The following is a 17,519-nucleotide window of genomic DNA, read 5'->3' as shown; positions in this document are numbered from 1 at the left end:
GTAAAAAAATGAAAATAAAAAATCCTCGTTTTATAATACAAGAGATAGTAATACTTATAGGGTTTGTCTTGTTTTACTATAGTCTTTCGATGATTGGAATTATGCTGATGATCTTAGGAGGCTTAATAGGACTGCTTTTTATTTTTTCCGATAATAGGCATTTTAACAAAATTAGTTCTGCAATAAAATTAGTTGTAAGTATTATCTTGTCTATCATTGCTATTTATTTTATTCATGAAAAAGGGTGGAACAACTTGGAAGGGTTTATGGGAAGTCTTGTTTTCATGGTTCCTTGTATATTGTGTGTAATGATCCGGTTCTTTATTGAAGATGAGGGGACTAAGGACGGTTTTGAATAAAAAAGAAAGGGAGTTATAAAATGAAACATAAAGTTATTTTGATTGTGCTGCTATTAGGCATTTGGGTATCACCGATATCTTCGGATGATATGGATAATCCTTTGTACTGGGATTTATACAATTTTGGACAGGATTTGGTTTATGAAAGTTTTAAAGAAGCAATGAACGAAGCTTTGACAAAACCATTTATAATTGCCAACGAAACAGGCAAAGAAATCCAAGAACTTTATATTGCTTTAAGCTCTGATGATGATTGGGGTAAAAATTTATGGCAAAATGAAGAATTTTTTCATAGCGGTTACCATATCAAATTAAGTAGTGAAGATGTCGGACCCTATGATATTGCAATGGTTGATACTGATGGAAATGTATATGCAAAATATAAGGTTCGCATTACTGAGGACTTAACCATAAAATTTACACAAAAAGATAGACTTGAAAAATAAAGGTATATTATAAAATTTGAATATAATAAATAGGGAGAAAAGATATGAAAAATATAAAATTTCTAATTTTAGTCGTAATTGTAACTTTTATTGTAAGTTTAACAGCTTGTGTAAAAGATAATATTAGTACACCCGTCGAAAAATATACAAGAGCAGCTGAACGCGGAGATACCGATGCAATGTACATATTAGCATTGCTATATGAAGAAGGCAGGGGCGGCGCCTTCAAAAATGAAAATACTGCACGCGAGTGGTATAAAAAATCTGCCGAAAAGGGTAATGTTTGGTCTATGAACAATATAGGTAGAATGTATGAGTCTGGCAAAGGCGGTTTAGAAAAAGATGATAAAAAAGCTGTAGAATGGTTCCATAAGGCTGCAGAGAAAGGGTTTTCTTTGGCCATGGTTAATATTGGTTCAATGCATTATAATGGCAAAGGCGGTTTAGAAAAGGATGATAAAAAGGCCTTAGAATGGTACCGTAAGGCTGCCGAGAAAGACAATGCTCAAGCTATGTTTAACATAGGTGTAATGTACTAGAGTGGTAAAGGCGGTTTGGAAAAGGATGAAAAAAAGGCTTTAGAATGGTACCTCAAAGCCGCCGACAAAGATTATGCTTTAGGTATAACTAATGTTGGTCTATATTATGCACATGGACTTGGTGGCTTGCGAAAGGATGAAAAATATGCTCTTGAATGGATAAAAAAAGCTGTAGATAAAAACCATAATCAAGCAATGTATGCATTGGCTCAATATTATGAGTATGGTTTAGGAGGTCTGCGTGTTGATTATAAACAAGCTAAATACTGGTATCAAAAAGCCCTTGATAATGGTTATACCGATGCTAAAAAAGCTTTGAAAGCTCTCGAAAGAAAAGGCTATTAAAAAATTGCCGTAATTTTTAGAGTTACGGTGTTAATTGTCATTGCATAGCTTGCCGAAAATCGGCAAGCTCTTTACCTACCTTGTATGGTTTCAGTACATTGTAAAATAAATGCTCTGACAAAAAATCAATCAAAAGGTAATTGACAATTTCTTTTTTATTCCTTAAAATAGTTTCCCTATGAATAAAAATATTACGATTGATGAACTGCGTTCAAAATATATAGACTTTTTTAAAAGCAAGGGGCATGTGGAAATTTCGGGGAGGTCTCTTATTCCTGAAAATGACCCCACGGTTTTATTTACAACTGCCGGTATGCACCCGCTTGTCCCTTATTTAATGGGGGAGCCTCATCCTGCCGGAACCCGTTTAACCGATGTGCAAAAATGTGTGCGCACGGGCGATATAGATGATGTAGGAGACGCTTCTCACCTGACCTTTTTTGAAATGCTTGGAAACTGGTCTTTGGGAGATTATTTTAAAAAAGAATCAATCGCCTATAGCTTTGAATTTTTAACGGACGAAAAATATTTAGGTATTCCTATCGATAAACTTTCCTTTACGGTCTTTGAAGGAAATGAAGACGCTCCCCGTGATGATGAATCCGCTTCTATTTGGGAAAGTCTGGGTGTCTCTAAAGATAGAATCTTTTTCCTCCCCAAAGAAGATAACTGGTGGGGCCCTGCCGGTGAAACAGGCCCTTGCGGTCCCGACACTGAAATTTTTATAGATACGGGAAAACCTGCCTGCGGTTCAAATTGCCGCCCAGGCTGTAACTGCGGTAAATATGTAGAAATATGGAACAATGTTTTTATGCAATATCATAAAAACATGGACGGATCATATTCTCCCTTAAAAAGAAAATGCGTAGATACGGGAATGGGGGTTGAACGAACAGTTGCCATGCTTCAAGGAAAGCCTTCCGTTTATAATACCGAAGCCTTTACCTCAATTATTAAATCTATCGAAGACATAAGCGGCGTAAAATACGGCGATAACGAAAAAACCGATACCTCTATCAGAATTATAGCCGACCATGTCCGAACAGCCTGCTTTATTTTGGGAGATCCGAAAACCACACTTCCGTCAAATATCGGAGCAGGCTATGTTTTAAGAAGGCTTATCAGGCGGGCTGTAAGACACGGCAAAAAACTCGGCATAGACGGCAACTTTTTATCCGTTCCGGCTTCTGCCGTTATCGCTCAAAATGCCGGCTTTTATACCGAACTAAAGGAAAATGAAACTCTTATTTTAACGGAACTTAAGGCCGAAGAAGATAAATTCCTTGAAACCTTAAAAAAAGGCGAGGCCGAATTCGAAAAAATGCTTCCGAACCTTTTAAAAAATCCTAAAAAGATTATTCCGGGAAGAATGGCCTTTAAGCTCTATGATACCTACGGCTTTCCTATCGAATTAACGGAAGAACTTGCCTCCGAATCGGGCTTAACCGTAAACAGGGAAGAATTTGATGAAGCTTTTAAAAAGCATCAGGAACTATCCAGAGCCGGAAGCGAACAGGTATTTAAGGGCGGTCTTGCCGACCATTCGGAGCAGACAACGGCCTATCATACGGCAACCCATCTTTTGCACAAGGCTTTAAGAATGGTTTTAGGCGATCATGTTCAGCAAAAAGGCTCAAATATAACGGCTGAAAGGCTCCGTTTTGACTTTTCGCATCCCGAGCCAATGACGGAAGCCGAAAAAAAAGAGGTTGAAAGGCTTGTAAATGAGGCTATAAAGGCCGATTTGCCCGTAACTATGGAAGTTATGCCTTTAGAAGAAGCAAAAAAAATAGGAGCGATGGCTCTTTTCGGCGAAAAATATGAAGATGTTGTTAAGGTATACAAAATAGGAGACTTTTCTACCGAAGTTTGCGGAGGCCCCCATGTCGAAAAAACCGGCGGTTTGGGAAATTTTGTGATAAAAAAAGAACAGTCTTCTTCGTCAGGAGTCAGGCGAATAAGAGCTGTACTTGAACATTAAATGTAACTTGTTACCATACAATTTTGTTAATATGGCAAAGTTCGGCTTTGCCTTCTTTAAAATATATCATCCCCATATGGGATAATAGATGAGGATAAAATGAAAAAGAAAGTTTTTATTGCAGTTATGTTGGTCGGTTTTTTGGGCCTTTTGTCTGCCCAAAATGATTTGCAGGTGATTGCACAGGTAAACCTGTCAAAAAAGGAACCTATAACGCTTGGACAGCTTAAAAAGCTTGTAAAATTTGCCGAATCTCAAGGCGGAAGTGTAGCTACAAACGATGATAAAAAGCTTGTTTTGGAAAGTTTAATGCGTACCAAGCTTTTGGTTCAGGCTGCCGAAAAAGAAAATATCAAGATTTCAAATTCCCAAGTAGATAATGCTTTTAACGATGCTCTTTCAACAATAGTAAATTCCCCGATAACGGAAAGCGAATTCGCAAAATTAATAAAACAAAAAGAAAATATATCGCTTGACGAGTTTATGAAAAAACAAACAGGTTGTACTGTTGAAGAACTCAAAAAAATTATCAAAGATAATCTTATAATTCAAAACTATATAGCTTCAAAAAATCAAGCAGAAATTGTAAAGATGGCAACTCCTACGGACGCTCAAATTCGTTCATACTATGAGATGAAAAAAGGAGAGTTGGTTCGTCCCGATATGGTGAAAATGCTTTTTGTTGCCGTAAAAAAAGAAGGTAAAGACAAGGAAGAAATCGATAAAATTAATGAATTGCACAAAAAGGTTAAAAAGAACATAAAAGAGATAGCCAATATCAAAAAAAATGCTGAAGCCGGTAATTATGTTGCTCAAGAAGGTTATATACCTAAAACGGCAGAGGGTGCTCAGTTGTTAAATGCTACTCCTGAGGCTTTAATGGAAATTTTCTCAAAAGATGTAAACTATATATTCGATATACAGGATAGGGTAGACAGCAGACAGTTTTTTGTTATAACGGAAAAGCTTAATGCTAAAATTTTAACTTTAAGCGATGTCCCTGATCCCTCATCTACAGTTACGCTTTATGATCAGATAAAGGCCCTTCTTTCTCAGGGACTTGCACTAAATGCCGTTCAATCTATCATTCAAACTACATATGAAAATTTACGCACCGATGATAATTGCAAGATATTAAAAACCGATGCGGAACTTGATAAACTTTTTAAGTGGTAATCGATAGATTTTAAATGAGTGTAGGAAGACGCAGAGGACGGATTCTCGCTTTTCAAGCCCTTGTTGCTTGGGATGTTGGAGGAGCCGTCCTTGACGATTTATTGACATTTCCTTGGCAGCAAACCGAGAAATTAGAATCCGAGCTTGAAGCCGATTATCTCTTTCCTAAGATGATGGTCTTGGGTACAATCGAAAATATAACCGAAATAGACAAGGTAATTCAGGAAAATCTGGATAACTGGGTTATAGATCGGCTTAATTCGGTTGATAAGGCGATTTTAAGATTGAGTGTCTATTCTCTTATATATCAAAAAGATACCCCTCCGCCCATTGTAATAGATGAGGCTATAAATTTGGCCAAAGATTTCGGTACCGATGATTCTTATAAATTTGTAAATGCGGTACTTGACAGTATTAAAAATAAGTCTTAGAATTTAGAAATGCAGCGGTTAAAGATATTTTTTATTCTTTTTATAGTTTTTTTATTTTTTTCTTGTTCGGGCAAAACTAATGAACAAGCTTTTTTGGATGGGCTTTCCAATGTTGATGTTCAAATAACGGAAGGCCGTCAGACTAAGGCTTTGAAGAGTTTAAAACGCCTTCAAAAAAAGGCCGTTAATACTACAAATTATGTAAGTATTGTCAAACGGCAATTAAAACTTAATTCTATTCCCGATGCCTTAATCTCTCTTCAAACGGGCATAAAGAAGTATCCTGATTCACCGGAGCTTTCTGCCTTATTAACTTCGATTCTTATTGATTCAGGAAAGCCGGCTGAAGCCCTGCCTTATTGTGAAAACTTAAAAAATACGCCTTATGCTTCATTGGGTGCCGAAGCCTCAATTTTGTCCGATATTGCCTTTAATTCCTTTAATTCGGATTTTAGTCTTTTAAAAGCCGCTTACGATAAAACTGAAAATCAAGTTTTTTTAAAGAATGCCGCTATTGTTTTGGCAGCCAAGGGCCGTTTAAGGGAGGCATCTCATTTACGCTATAATATTCCGAATGATGTTGCTCCTGAGCATCCTTTTTTTTGGAGCTGCATTGTTTACGACCTAGGTGTTTTCGATTCTATTTTCGGTGATTTATATTTTTCTCTTGTTTATGCGGATAAAGACGGCGGCGAAGGTAAAACGGCTGAAAATGCACGGCTTCATCTTATGCTTGCTGCCGATGCAGCTTTCGGGCAAGGAGATACGGAGAGGGCTAGAGCCTTTTGGCAGGCTGCGGCCGATAGAAGTCCCGAATCTTCTCCCATAGTGTTTTATGATTTGGCTCTTACGGCTCCAGACGAAAAAGAGCGTGTAGACCTTTTAATAGAATGTATCGATTTATATCCCGGCTTTTATCCCGTTATTGCCCGTTACGCTAGGGAAGATATTGCTTTACGCGAATTAAATTCGCAAGATGAGCTTAGTGCCTATCTTGAATCTAAGGGCTTTTATTCAATGAAGATGGAAGAAACTTACTTTACCTCTCCCAAGATGACATATAAGCCTGAAGACCTTTTAGCAAGGGCTATGAAGACTCCGGATTTTGACCAAAGGTTTATTTTAGAAGAATTTAGATACAATCAAATAATGGATAAAACCTATGCTTCCAAAGCAAGGGGCAAGGCCGATATGTGGAAGATTCTTGAAAAATACGGCAAGGAGTCCATTATCAGAGAATATGCAAAATGGTACTTCGCTAAATCGGGAGATTTTAATGCTTGTCTTAGCGTTAGTGAAATAGGAAAACGATATGAAGATTCTTTTTATGCAGGAATAAATTCGGCTTTGAGCGGAGACTTTGAAAATGCCGTATCTTCTTTTGCGGCTTCTGCACAAGTTCCTGCCTATGCTTATGCTTCTACGGTAAATTCCGCCTATATGTATTATATGTCCGGTAAAACCGAAGATGCTGTAAATGCCTACAGCCTTGCCGCATCAATGACACAGGATAAAAAAAGACAAAGTATGCTGCACTATGAGATTGCCTCAATCTTTTATGAAAGAAAGGCTTATGATAGGGCTATAAGTGTCTTAGGCTATGCCTTGGAATTAAATCCGAAAAACTATCAGGCGGCATCCCTTTTAAAAAAAATAAAGGAGCTTAATTAATCGTTTTTGAGTTTGAAGGATTAATCTTCTTCTTCAAGTTTAAAAACAACTATACCTGAGGTTTCATGTTTATCGGGTATAAAACTTGATGCAAATAAAACTGTAATTACAGCTCCCATTTTATCCGCCATTCCTGAAACCTTTCCGGATAAACGCTTGTTTTCTGCATATTCTTTTACGATTTTAAACGCATCATCATAATCTTCACGAAGAATATAAAAGTCGGTATGGTTAAAGCCGGTAACTCCGTATCCTACAAGAACCGAAGCTACATGTTCGTTTTCAACACGGTATGGAATATGTTCACTTTGAAATAATGATTTTATCATCATCAAGTCTTCTTGATAGAACAAGTGCATAAATTTGACGGCCTTTTTTCCCGATTGGACAGCTTCAAAAAAAGCATCTTCCATTTCAACTACATCATCTAAGGCTTCATCTTCTGCAGCAGTTCCGTCGTTTAATTTAACCCCTTCCGAATTTTCTTTCCACGACTTTTTTAAAAATAAAAACACAAAAATACCGCTCAAAACAGCAACTAACCACCACATAAGCACTCCAATAAAAACTTTTTGCAGCAAATATCAATTTGCGAAAAAAGTTTTTTCAAGTAGTTTTGCTTTATGCAAAACTACATACAATAATGCGACGTTTGCCGAAAGGCAAACTCGGCAGATAAACAGCGAGGCAGAATTCCTGCCGAACTATTTATCGAGCCTCCAATAATTTTTTTCAAAGGATCACGGTTACCGCTAAAAAACAACAAGTTTTTTAGTACTGACCTTAAATCATCTTATTCATTTTTCCGTAGATATTGCGGACTATTATTTTTTGGTCTTCGTTAAAATTCTCTCCTGCAAGGTCAATCAGGCTTTGAAGGGATACAAGGCTTTCGTGTAAGGCCGTATGAAAACCTCTTGAAGTTTTAAACCAAAAATGTCCTGTACCGTCACAAAAGAGGGTTATAAAGCCCAGCTGCTTTGTAGTCTTTTTGGCTATTGTAGTTCTAAATAAAAGGTTTAAGGAATTTACAAGGGCTTCCAAATCTTCTTCAATAAAATAATTTTTATTTTTGTCAAAGCGCTTTTCATCTTCGGTTTTTTCTATCTGTTCAATATTAAAATTATTTACCACATTTAAAATTAAATCCATCTTTTCGCCTGAGAGGAGCTCGCTTTTATTGATTTCTATTTTTCCCCTTAAGCCCTTTAATTGCTCCAAGGCTCCGTTTTGATTTTCTTCACTGTATTTTTTGCGGAGAGCTTCGGCCGTAACTTTAAATTCTTTCCATGGAAGAATAAGATGCTTTTTGCCCTTTATTTTTTTGATAAGATAACGAGTTCCTTCGATAAGAACGCTTTCTTCTTCCGGCTTTTTCTTTTCTTCTTTTTGTTCTGCCCTGTGTTCGTCTTTTTCTTTCTTTGCTCTTTTATCCTTTCTTTCTAAAAGGGCAGGGGCAACCTCTTCGATTATCTTTTTTGAAAGAGGAGAAACCGACATGGCATACATGCGCGAAGTTCTGACTATTTCGCCTGCAACTATAAACTGTTCTTTTTCCTTGTACATGCAGGAGCCGGGGTGGATAAAAATCTTTTCTGTTGTGAGGGAGCGGTAAGAGTCCCTTCCCTGAGCCGAGCATACAAACTGAATCATTCCCTTGGCTATAGCCGTAAGGTAGTGTTCCATTTTTCCGCCCGAAAGAATCGGAACGCCCATATCCGAAACTATGAGTTCAAGCTGTTCTTTTATGTTGGCTATTTCGGCCATTACTCTGTCATCGAGATAGTGAATTTTACAAAACCTTTCCTTATCGAGGGCTTGAGAGTACATTCTAAAAACCTTTAAGAATGAGGCAAAATCTCCAAGGGGTTCATCAAAAAGGGCGTGAGCCTTGCGGGCCTCAATTTCTTCGCCTTCGGGGAAGATGACGGGGCTCCGTGCCGATAAAAAGGCTGCAGCGATTAAAACCTCTTCTACAAGGTCGGGGTATCTTGTAATTGCTTCAACTATGATTCGGGATTGCCTTGGAGCCAAAGGGAAAAGACACATCATCTTTCCTATGCTGCTTAAAGAGCGGTCGCTTTCTAGGGCATCGAGCATGTTTAGGGTATCTATGGCTCCTATTATGCCTTTTTTACCCGGAGGCGAAATAAAGTCGAAATTTTCAAAGTCGAGAATTCCCAGTTCCGCCATACGCATAACAACCTCGGATAGGTCGGTACGGTAGATTTCTTCGAGGGTATAAAGCTGCCTTGTTTCAAAGTCCTTGCGTGTGTAAAGGCGGTAGCATACGCCTTCCTGAGTTCTTCCGGCTCTGCCTCGTCTTTGATTACATGAGGCCTTAGATATGAGGGTTTCATCCAAACTTGAGGTAAAGGTAAAAGGATTATAAAAGTTAAGTTTTGCAAGCCCCGAGTCTATAACGGCAGCAATGTCGTTTATCGTTATGGAGGTTTCCGCTATGTTTGTCGATATAACAATCTTCTTTTTCCCGAAGGGCGGGGATTTAAAAACTCTTTCTTGTTCTTCTTTGCTTAAACGGCCGTAAAGGGGGAGGATAAAAAGTTTTCTGTACCACGGTTCTTTTGAAAGCCTTTCAATGCAGTCCTTAATAGCTCTTTCCCCCGGAAGAAAAACCAGAATGGCACCGCTCCGTCCTTCACTTAAAATGCGTCCTACAATCGAGGCTATCTTGTCCATCAATGCCGTTTCCGCTTCTTGGGTATCGGTAGAAGCCTTAACCGCAGGGGGGTCAAAGATCAGGGTAACGGGGTAGGTGATGGCATCTATTTTGATTACGGGGCATCCGTCAAAGTACATCGAAAATAGATCTGTATTTATTGTGGCCGACGAAATTATAACCTTAAAATCCTTGCGCTCCGTTATTATCCGTTTTAAAAGTCCCAATATAAAGTCTATGTTTAAGCTACGCTCATGAGCCTCATCTACCAAGATTACGGAATACTTGCTGAGCCATGGATCAAGTTTCAGTTCCTGTAAAAGAATGCCGTCGGTCATTATTTTTATTTTCGTATCGCTTGAAGTCTTATCTTCAAACCTCATCTTATATCCGACAAGACCGGGCATCGGCTCTTTAAGCTGTTTTGAAATAAATTCGCTCACCGAAAGGGCTGCAATACGCCTCGGCTGGGTAACGCCTATCATACCTGAACGGCTGTAGCCTGCTTCATGTAAAATAACCGGCAGCTGGGTAGTCTTGCCTGAACCCGTAGGGCTTTCTACAACGATTACCTGATTGTGCTCAAGCATTTCCAATATTCTGTCTTTTTGTTCGTATACCGGTAGATTTTTATATTTCATATCTTGAGCATTATAGCTTATTTTGTATGAGGCTTCAAGTATGGTGATTTAGGGTAACTCACAAGCCTCCCAAGTATCGGCGGTATCCTCATCAATACCGTCGGCAAAAACCGCGCCTATTAGGACTATCTTTTTTCCGCTCGTCTTGTAGGGTTCTGCATAGCCTTTTTCTTTTATCTGTTGGATAGCTTCTTTAGGTGTGCCGGAACCCATCAGCTTAAACTCGAAGATGTAGACTGTATCATCGGTGTGAACTACGCAATCGGCCCTGCCTTTTGAGCTTACCACCTCGGTTTGAACAAACTGCCCCATAAGGCTAAAGATTATGTAAAAGGCTATCTGATAATCTCTTTCCCTCATCTTTACATTTTCCTTTGAAGCCAAGCTGTAAGGAAGGCCGGCACAGGCAGTGTACATTCTTTTCATAAAGGATTCGGTATCGCCCTTCTCGATAGCTCTTACAAAATTCCCTATAAATAAACCGCTTGCATCTTTTGAGATTGAAGTGTAAGCAGGAACAAGATTATCTAAAAAGCCGTATTTTACCTCGTCATTGGGAAAACCCAATTTGTACAAGCCCATTCTTTCATCATAACCTTTTAAGGTAAGATAACCGGATTGGAATAAAATCGGTATAGGGTTATTCATATCGGGGCGGTAATCCTGTAAAGAGTTTTCATCCATTTCAGCATTTTCTAAAATATCGCGGATGCATATTTCTTTTTGATGTTGTAAAGTTCTGACCAAAAAGGTAGGTGTTCCTGTCGAAAACCAATAAGAGCCGATTTCTTTTTTTGTAAAGGCATTTAGCAAACTAAAGGGATTGTATATATTCTCTCCTTTAGGATGAAAAAGGTAGCCGTCATACCGTTTTTTTAGTTGAGCAAGTGTTTCTTCATAGTTGAGCTTACGCTCTTCCGCTAAAGCATCAATTTCGGGTTTAAACACTTGTTTTAATTCAGTTTCAGTAATACCGCAGATACCCGAATAATTTTTTTCGAGGGAGATATCCCGCAAATTGTTTAAATCGCTGAAGATGCTGACCTTGCTGAATTTAGTAACACCCGTTAAAAAGGCAAAGCGGATATACTCATCACAAGCTTTGATAACTCCGTAAAAGCCCTTTAAGATACGGCGGTATTCTTCGTTTAAAGGCTCATTTATAATCATGGTTTCAAGGAGGGGTTTATCATATTCGTCGACAAGGATAACAACCTGCTTGCCTGTTGTTTCGTAAATTTTTTTTATTAGGTTTTTAAAGCGGTCAGGGATATCAAGACCGGTGCTTTTGTAGATTTCTTCATATTCGTTAAAAAATGAAAGAAAACGGTTTAAAAGACCCTCACTTGTATCATAAATCCCCCCATTAAAATCCAAATATAGAACGGGATATTTAATCCAAGCTTCACGGCCCTCAAGTTCTGCCTGTTTTTGCTCGGCATCTTCGATATAGAGCCCTTTAAAAAGCTCTTTTTTACCTAAAAAATAAGCCTTTAAGGTAGAAAGAAAAAGGCTTTTTCCGAACCGCCGAGGACGGCTTAAAAAAAACACACGGCTTTCAGCTGCAAGCCTTAACACATATTCGGTTTTATCTACATAAACAAAGCCTTCATTACGCATAACCTCAAAACTTTGAAGGCCTATAGGCAACTTGCGGATATCTGACATCTTCTACCTCCTGAATTTAATACATTATAGCTTATTTTGTAAGAGGCTTCAAGTATGGGAGAATAGACTTGACAATATATTTTCAATTCGCTAGACTCCTTACAAGGATATTGTATGATCATGACACCACATAAATCGTTTATTTCGTACTTTAAAAAATTTTTATTTAGGCATAAAATACTTTTTGCGAGTTTATGTTTATTCTTTTTTTCTCATATTGGGCTTACTTTGTACATACCTCAGCTTTTTCAAAAGTTTATAGACGGAGTTTCAGGCGGACTTGGGACAAAAAGCATTTTAGTAATTGCTCTTTTTTACTTAGCATTTGTTTTTTTTGTAGAGGTATTAAATACTTTCCGCAATTTTTTTATGCAAAAGCTTTCTTGGAGTTTAACTAAAGCACTGCGTTCCGATATGCTAAAAAATCTTTTGCAGTTGGATATGACTTTTTATCATAATAATCCTATCGGCGAATTAGTAGAATGTGTTGAAGGCGATGTATTAATTCTTTCAAATAACATTTCTACTTTTGTGCTTGATGTAATTTCGAATATTATTATTCTATCGGGAATTTTAATAATTGTTTTTTTTAATTCCGTTCTATTAGGATATATTTTTGTTCTTTGTTCCGTTATCGGTATTATTATGATGTTGCGTCAATCTAAAAAAGATACTAGTTCTCTTGAAACTGTGCGAAAAAACATGGCAGAAGTTAATGCCCTTGTTACGGAAAGTATTACAGGACGAGAAGAGCTTCACAGCTTAAACGCAAAAGATAAAATCCTTGCAAACTCAGACAGTTTACATGATACATCTTTTAAAAATGAAAAAAAGTTTTATAGACTTTTTACTTTTACGATGATGTTAAGCCAAGCTATAACATTTATTGAAAAATCCTGTTTGGTTGTGATCTTGTTTTATTTGCTAAAAGATGCGAAGCTAAGCCTCGGTCAAACTTTTATGTTATATAATTATTTTGTGCTTTTAGAATGGCCGCTTGAAATGCTCGCTCAAAATGCAACTACATTTCAAGGGCTTGGTGCAAGGATAAATAGGGTTTTTAAATTATACATTGAAAAGCCCCATATTTCTTTCGGGAATAAAACTCTCGATGATAAAACATACAGTGTCGAGTTTAAAAATGTTTCCTTTGCTTATGATGAGCGGGATTTGATTTTAGATAATTTAAGTTTTAAAATAAATGCCGGAGATCATTGTGCTGTACAGGGAAGGACTGGAAGCGGAAAATCGACTCTTGTAAAACTTTTGTTAAAGCTTTACGAACCTCAGTCCGGAGAAATTTTATTAAACGGTGTTCCATTAAATGATTTCAGTCAAAAATCGCTTGCTGAAAACATCGGATATGTGAGTCAGAGTATTGTTCTTTTTTATGCAAGTATTAGGGATAATATCCGCATGTTTGACGAAAGCATTTCCGATGAGCAAATAAAAGAAGCTTTAAAGAAAAGCGGAATGTATGAAAAGATTATGGCTCTACCGGGCGGCTTAGATTATATTTGTGAAGACGGAGCGGCAAATTTTTCCGGTGGTGAAACTCAGCTTTTAGCTTGTGCGAGATTATTCTTAAAACAAAGTAAAATTATTATTTTGGACGAGTCCACTGCAAAACTTGATAACACTGAGCAGGAAAAAATTCAGCTTGCATTTAATGAGCTTATAGAAAACAAAACGGCAATTATAATTGCCCACAGAACTGAGACTTTAGAAAAAACAAATGTAAAATTTTTATTGGAGAATGGAAAATTATCTCAAGGAGAAAAAGCAATCCTCTCCGAAGGAGGAGGAAATGAAACAAATTAAACCGGAATCCTTATTATCGGTTAACTTAAAAGTTATAAAACGGCATCCGTTTTTTTTCTTGGCGGCAATGGTCTCGGCTTTTTTACTTCAGTTTACCGCCGGATTGTTTCCTGCATTTATCGAAAAGCAAATGTTTTCTCTTTTTGAAAATAAAATTGATTTGCCATTGGGTGTTTGGTTTATTATTATTTTGATGGCGACCGGATTTTTGTTTACAGCTTTTGCATATATAACTATGAATATGGGATGGCTTTTTAGAACAAAAATAAAAAAACTTTTTGTAAGTAAAATGCTTCGGGCAATTATATTACAACCGAAAGAGTTTGATACTTCTGAGGCAATCGGGGAAACCGCTTATAAATTCCGTGAAGATATAGATCAACTTTCTTTTTTACTCACAGGATCTTTTCCGCATTTTTCTACATCGCTAGTCGTTGCTATAGTAACAGTTGTGTTAATGTTTTCCGTTAATGTAACTTTTACATTTATTGCTCTCTTTTTAATTGCTTTGAATATTGGGATTATTACTTTGCTGCTTCCAAAGGTAGAACGCTGGCGTGAAAACAGCCTCAAAGCGGCTGCGGCGACTTCAGGTTTTTTAACGGCCGCATTACAATCCACCCAAGAAATAAAAACCGATTATAAAAATCAAAACTTTATCGATGCTTATTTTCATATAAATCAAAAAGCTGCGAAAGCCGCTCTTCAGGAAAATATCGGCAGCTCTTTAATTAAATCACTTTTTAGATTGGGGCATCAGCTGATTACTTCGGCAATGTTGATTTTTATTGCTTTAAACATCGAAACTATTAGTTTTTCTGTGGGAGATCTTGCTTTTTTTATCAGCTTATCTGTTTCACTTTCTAACTTTGCATCTTCTGTTTCGGATTTTTTTGTCAGCATAAAACAAACAAAAATTTCTCTGGAGCGTGTTCAAGATATTTATACAAAAGCTGAAAACGAAGATGAACAGCTTGATATAAAAAATCCGCAAGAATATAATATTGAGTCCATTGTTGTAAAAAATCTTTGTGTGGAGTATCCTGAGAGCAATTTTAAAATAGAAAAATCGTTCGAATTTCACGGCGGTGAATATTATTTTATTACAGGAGCCGTGGCTTCGGGAAAAAGTTCTCTGATAAAGTCCATGCTGGGAATTACTAAAAAAGCCGGCGGTGAAATAATCTTAAATGGAAAAATAATAGAAAAGCCCGAAGTGATTTTTGTTTCGCCCCTCGCCGTTTATGTTTCGCCGACCCCGCAAATTTTTAACGCAAGCTTGCGTAAAAATCTTTTACTCGGTGTCAGCTCTGAAAAGGAAGGAAAGATTACCGAAGCGGAAATCCAAAAAGTTTTAAGAATTACCCGCTTAGACAAAGATCTGGAAACTATGCCCAACGGCTTGGAAACAAAAGTCGGTAATTTAACGGGAGGCGTTTCCGGCGGACAAACCCAGCGCATTGGAATTGCAAGGGCTCTTTTATGTAAGACTAAACTTGTAGTTTTAGACGATTGCTTTACTGCCGTCGATTCCGGTCTCGCAGGCGAAATTCGCAAAGACATCGCCGCTCTCGATAGTTTAACGGTAATCGAAATAAGCAATCGCAGCCCAAATCTTGAAATGATTCCGAGGATAAAACAGCTTGAGTTTTAGACTGACAAAATGTTTTAAGCCGAATCGGTTAGATTTAACCTGAGGCAATGCGGGGGGCTTGACACAGCCCTCTTAAATTGTTAACCTGGTTTATTATTACGGTTATCAATTTGATTTGGAGAAAATATGAGCTCAAATTTTAAACTATCGATTATGCCGGTTTTTGTTCCGCTTTTTGCAGCCCTTATTGCAGTAAGCGGTTTTATAGCATTTCCTCTTCCCGGAACTCCCGTTCCCATAGTGCTTCAAAACATGATGCCTATTTTGGCATCGGGGCTTTTAGGGGGACTTTACGGGACAGCTTCAACAGCTCTTTTTTTGATTGCCGGTTTACTCGGCCTTCCCGTTTTTTCGGGCGGAAGAGGGGGGCTTGCCCATCTTTTGGGGCCGACGGGAGGCTTTTTAATCGGCTATCTTGCGGCAGCAGCTTTTTTGATTATTTTTTTTAGAAAGCCCGGAGAAAAAGACTTTGTCTTAGTTTCTTCAGGTAAAAATAAGAGCATTAAGTTAATAAACTATTTAAAAATAATTGCAGCCTCTTTTTCGGGCTTTGCTCTTATTTATGTTTTTGGAATAGCAAGATTTATGCAGCTTACAAACAGGGGGCTTTTTGAATCCTTGAGCCTTGCCTGTATTCCTTATTTGCCGGGGGATTTTATCAAGATGATATTGGTTTCCGCTTTAATTTATAAACTGCGTCCCGTTACGGCAAGATATTTTTTAGAGGTCTCTTCTTAAACTATGAAAGAAGAAATTATAAGCTTAAAAAATATAAGTAAGACCTTTGTTCAAAGCTCTTTTGACGGAACGGTTAATTTTAGGGCCTTGGACGAAATTTCTTTGACTGTTTTTAAGGGAGAGAGCATTCTTATTTCGGGAGCTAACGGTTCGGGAAAAACTCTTCTTATGTCGATTATTGCAGGGCTTATAAGGCCCTCATCGGGACTTGTAGAGGTAAAAGAAAGATGCGGCATAGTTTTTCAGGATTCCGACTTGCAGATATTGGGAGAAACCCCTGAGGAAGATATTTTGTTTGGACTAAAAAATATAAAACTTCCGCAAGAAGAAAGAAAAAAAAGATTGGATAAAGCCTTGGAAAAAACCGGCTTAAAGGATAAGCGGTATTATTCTTCCCGCTCCTTATCGGGAGGAGAAAAGAGGCGGCTTTGCGTTGCAGGAATTTTGGCGATGAAGTTTCCCGTAATGATCTTTGATGAGCCCTATGCAAATTTGGATTATGAGGGGGTAGTGCAGGTTAATTCCCTTGTTAAAGAATTAAAGGCCGAAAACTATACCATCCTTCTTTTAAGCCATGAGCTTGAAAAATGCTACGCCCTTGCCGATAGGTTTTTAGTTCTCCATAGGGGGAAAAAAGTTTTTGACGGGACTGCGGAAGAGGGCTTAAGACAAAATCTAAAAGAATGGAGTATAAGGCCTCCGCTTACTTCATACACAAAAAGGGAGGATTTAATTTGGATATAAGGCCCTTATTTTCGTACCGTAGAGGAACGAGCTTTTTACATAGGATGTCCCCCCTTTTAAAATTGCTTTTTCTTTTCGGGTTTACAGCCCTGATTTTTTTCTTTCCTAATTATGTTCTCTTTTATTCGGTATTTTTTGTTTTTTTTGCCCGTTTTATAGGTTTTTCGTTTTTAGAGCAATTACTGGATTTAAAACCGATTCTGCCTTATTGCCTGCTTCTTGTAAGCCTCCATGTTTTTTCGGTTCTTATAAAAACGGAAAGCAGTATAAAAGATTTGGCTTTTCTTATTTTAAAACTTGTCTGCCTTATGCAGATAAGCTCCCTTTTTTTTAATACCACAAGCTCTCTCCAATTAAAAGAGGCTCTGGAAAAAATCTTACCCTTTAAAGTTGCTGTTTTGTTTTCTCTTTTTTTGTTTTTTATTCCTCTTTTGTTTTCTATTTGGACAAAGCTGGATTACTCTTGGAAGGCAAGGGGAGGAAAAAAAAGCCTTTTAAAAATTTTTAAACTTTTTCCGATTTTTATTTCCGAAGCCCTTTACAAAGGCCAAAAACTGATGTATGCACTGCGAAACCGCTCAGAATGAACTGAAAAAAATAATTGACAAAAACTTATAATTATCTT

At 37.6% G+C, this 17,519-nt stretch carries 16 protein-coding genes and 1 pseudogene; 14 read left to right on the top strand and 3 right to left on the bottom strand.

The genetic code is table 11. The annotated features are described in order from the left end of the window. Positions 1-89: 89 nt before the first annotated feature. The 9 genes and pseudogenes from E4N80_RS04910 to E4N80_RS04875 all read left to right on the top strand — a co-directional run bounded on the left by E4N80_RS04910 (position 90) and on the right by E4N80_RS04875 (position 6,948). On the top strand, positions 90-359 hold the full coding sequence (locus tag E4N80_RS04910; protein WP_253700742.1) for a hypothetical protein: 270 nt from the start codon (positions 90-92) through the stop codon (positions 357-359). A gap of 20 nt (positions 360-379) precedes the next feature. Next, on the top strand, positions 380-805 hold the full coding sequence (locus E4N80_RS04905; RefSeq protein ID WP_253700741.1) for a hypothetical protein: 426 nt from the start codon (positions 380-382) through the stop codon (positions 803-805). 44 nt (positions 806-849) lie between these two features. Continuing rightward, the gene (locus E4N80_RS04900) at positions 850-1,344 is read left to right on the top strand and encodes a tetratricopeptide repeat protein (protein ID WP_253700740.1); all 495 of its coding nucleotides are present in this window, start codon (positions 850-852) and stop codon (positions 1,342-1,344) included. Positions 1,345-1,353: 9 nt separating this feature from the next. Further along, positions 1,354-1,518 (top strand): annotated as a pseudogene (locus tag E4N80_RS13075) (hypothetical protein); the annotation flags it as partial. Positions 1,519-1,539: 21 nt separating this feature from the next. Next, positions 1,540-1,689, top strand: a complete 150-nt coding sequence (locus E4N80_RS13070) for a hypothetical protein (protein ID WP_495574015.1) — start codon at positions 1,540-1,542, stop codon at positions 1,687-1,689. Positions 1,690-1,867: 178 nt separating this feature from the next. Further along, complete coding sequence (locus E4N80_RS04890; RefSeq protein WP_253700738.1) at positions 1,868-3,670, top strand: alanine--tRNA ligase; 1,803 nt, start codon at positions 1,868-1,870, stop codon at positions 3,668-3,670. Positions 3,671-3,769: 99 nt separating this feature from the next. Beyond that, a complete protein-coding gene (locus E4N80_RS04885) occupies positions 3,770-4,846 on the top strand; it encodes an MOSP complex formation periplasmic protein, TDE1658 family (RefSeq protein WP_253700737.1) in 1,077 nt (358 codons plus the stop codon). A 14-nt stretch (positions 4,847-4,860) separates the two neighbouring features. Continuing rightward, on the top strand, positions 4,861-5,277 hold the full coding sequence (gene nusB / locus E4N80_RS04880) for a transcription antitermination factor NusB (protein ID WP_253700736.1): 417 nt from the start codon (positions 4,861-4,863) through the stop codon (positions 5,275-5,277). A gap of 9 nt (positions 5,278-5,286) precedes the next feature. Continuing rightward, the gene (locus tag E4N80_RS04875) at positions 5,287-6,948 is read left to right on the top strand and encodes a tetratricopeptide repeat protein (protein ID WP_253700735.1); all 1,662 of its coding nucleotides are present in this window, start codon (positions 5,287-5,289) and stop codon (positions 6,946-6,948) included. A 20-nt stretch (positions 6,949-6,968) separates the two neighbouring features. On the opposite strand, the gene E4N80_RS04870 is transcribed toward E4N80_RS04875, so the two are convergent. From E4N80_RS04870 to E4N80_RS04860, 3 genes are all read right to left on the bottom strand, one after another. Further along, on the bottom strand, positions 6,969-7,499 hold the full coding sequence (locus E4N80_RS04870; RefSeq protein ID WP_002679344.1) for a putative signal transducing protein: 531 nt from the start codon (positions 7,497-7,499) through the stop codon (positions 6,969-6,971). Positions 7,500-7,731: 232 nt separating this feature from the next. Next, on the bottom strand, positions 7,732-10,269 hold the full coding sequence (locus E4N80_RS04865) for a helicase-related protein (protein WP_253700734.1): 2,538 nt from the start codon (positions 10,267-10,269) through the stop codon (positions 7,732-7,734). Positions 10,270-10,317: 48 nt separating this feature from the next. After that, positions 10,318-11,937: an ATP-binding protein gene (locus E4N80_RS04860; RefSeq protein WP_253700733.1), complete on the bottom strand. Its 1,620-nt coding sequence runs from the start codon at positions 11,935-11,937 to the stop codon at positions 10,318-10,320. A 114-nt stretch (positions 11,938-12,051) separates the two neighbouring features. Between E4N80_RS04860 and E4N80_RS04855 the strand changes: the two genes are divergently transcribed. The 5 genes from E4N80_RS04855 to E4N80_RS04835 all read left to right on the top strand — a co-directional run bounded on the left by E4N80_RS04855 (position 12,052) and on the right by E4N80_RS04835 (position 17,481). Next, on the top strand, positions 12,052-13,758 hold the full coding sequence (locus E4N80_RS04855) for an ABC transporter ATP-binding protein (protein ID WP_253700732.1): 1,707 nt from the start codon (positions 12,052-12,054) through the stop codon (positions 13,756-13,758). Beyond that, complete coding sequence (locus tag E4N80_RS04850; RefSeq protein WP_253700731.1) at positions 13,745-15,412, top strand: ATP-binding cassette domain-containing protein; 1,668 nt, start codon at positions 13,745-13,747, stop codon at positions 15,410-15,412. The genes E4N80_RS04855 and E4N80_RS04850 overlap by 14 nt, the downstream gene beginning before the upstream one ends. A 126-nt stretch (positions 15,413-15,538) precedes the next feature. Further along, a complete protein-coding gene (locus E4N80_RS04845; RefSeq protein ID WP_253700730.1) occupies positions 15,539-16,150 on the top strand; it encodes a biotin transporter BioY in 612 nt (203 codons plus the stop codon). A gap of 3 nt (positions 16,151-16,153) precedes the next feature. After that, positions 16,154-16,894, top strand: a complete 741-nt coding sequence (locus E4N80_RS04840; RefSeq protein WP_253700729.1) for an energy-coupling factor ABC transporter ATP-binding protein — start codon at positions 16,154-16,156, stop codon at positions 16,892-16,894. Continuing rightward, positions 16,885-17,481, top strand: a complete 597-nt coding sequence (locus E4N80_RS04835) for a CbiQ family ECF transporter T component (protein WP_253700728.1) — start codon at positions 16,885-16,887, stop codon at positions 17,479-17,481. Before E4N80_RS04840 ends, E4N80_RS04835 begins: the two co-directional genes overlap by 10 nt. Positions 17,482-17,519 lie beyond the last annotated feature (38 nt).

This window comes from Treponema denticola (assembly GCF_024181605.1).
GTDB classification, from domain to species: domain Bacteria; phylum Spirochaetota; class Spirochaetia; order Treponematales; family Treponemataceae; genus Treponema_B; species Treponema_B denticola_B.
Note: the sequence above shows the minus strand (reverse complement) of the source record. Positions and strands in the feature narration are given on the sequence as shown.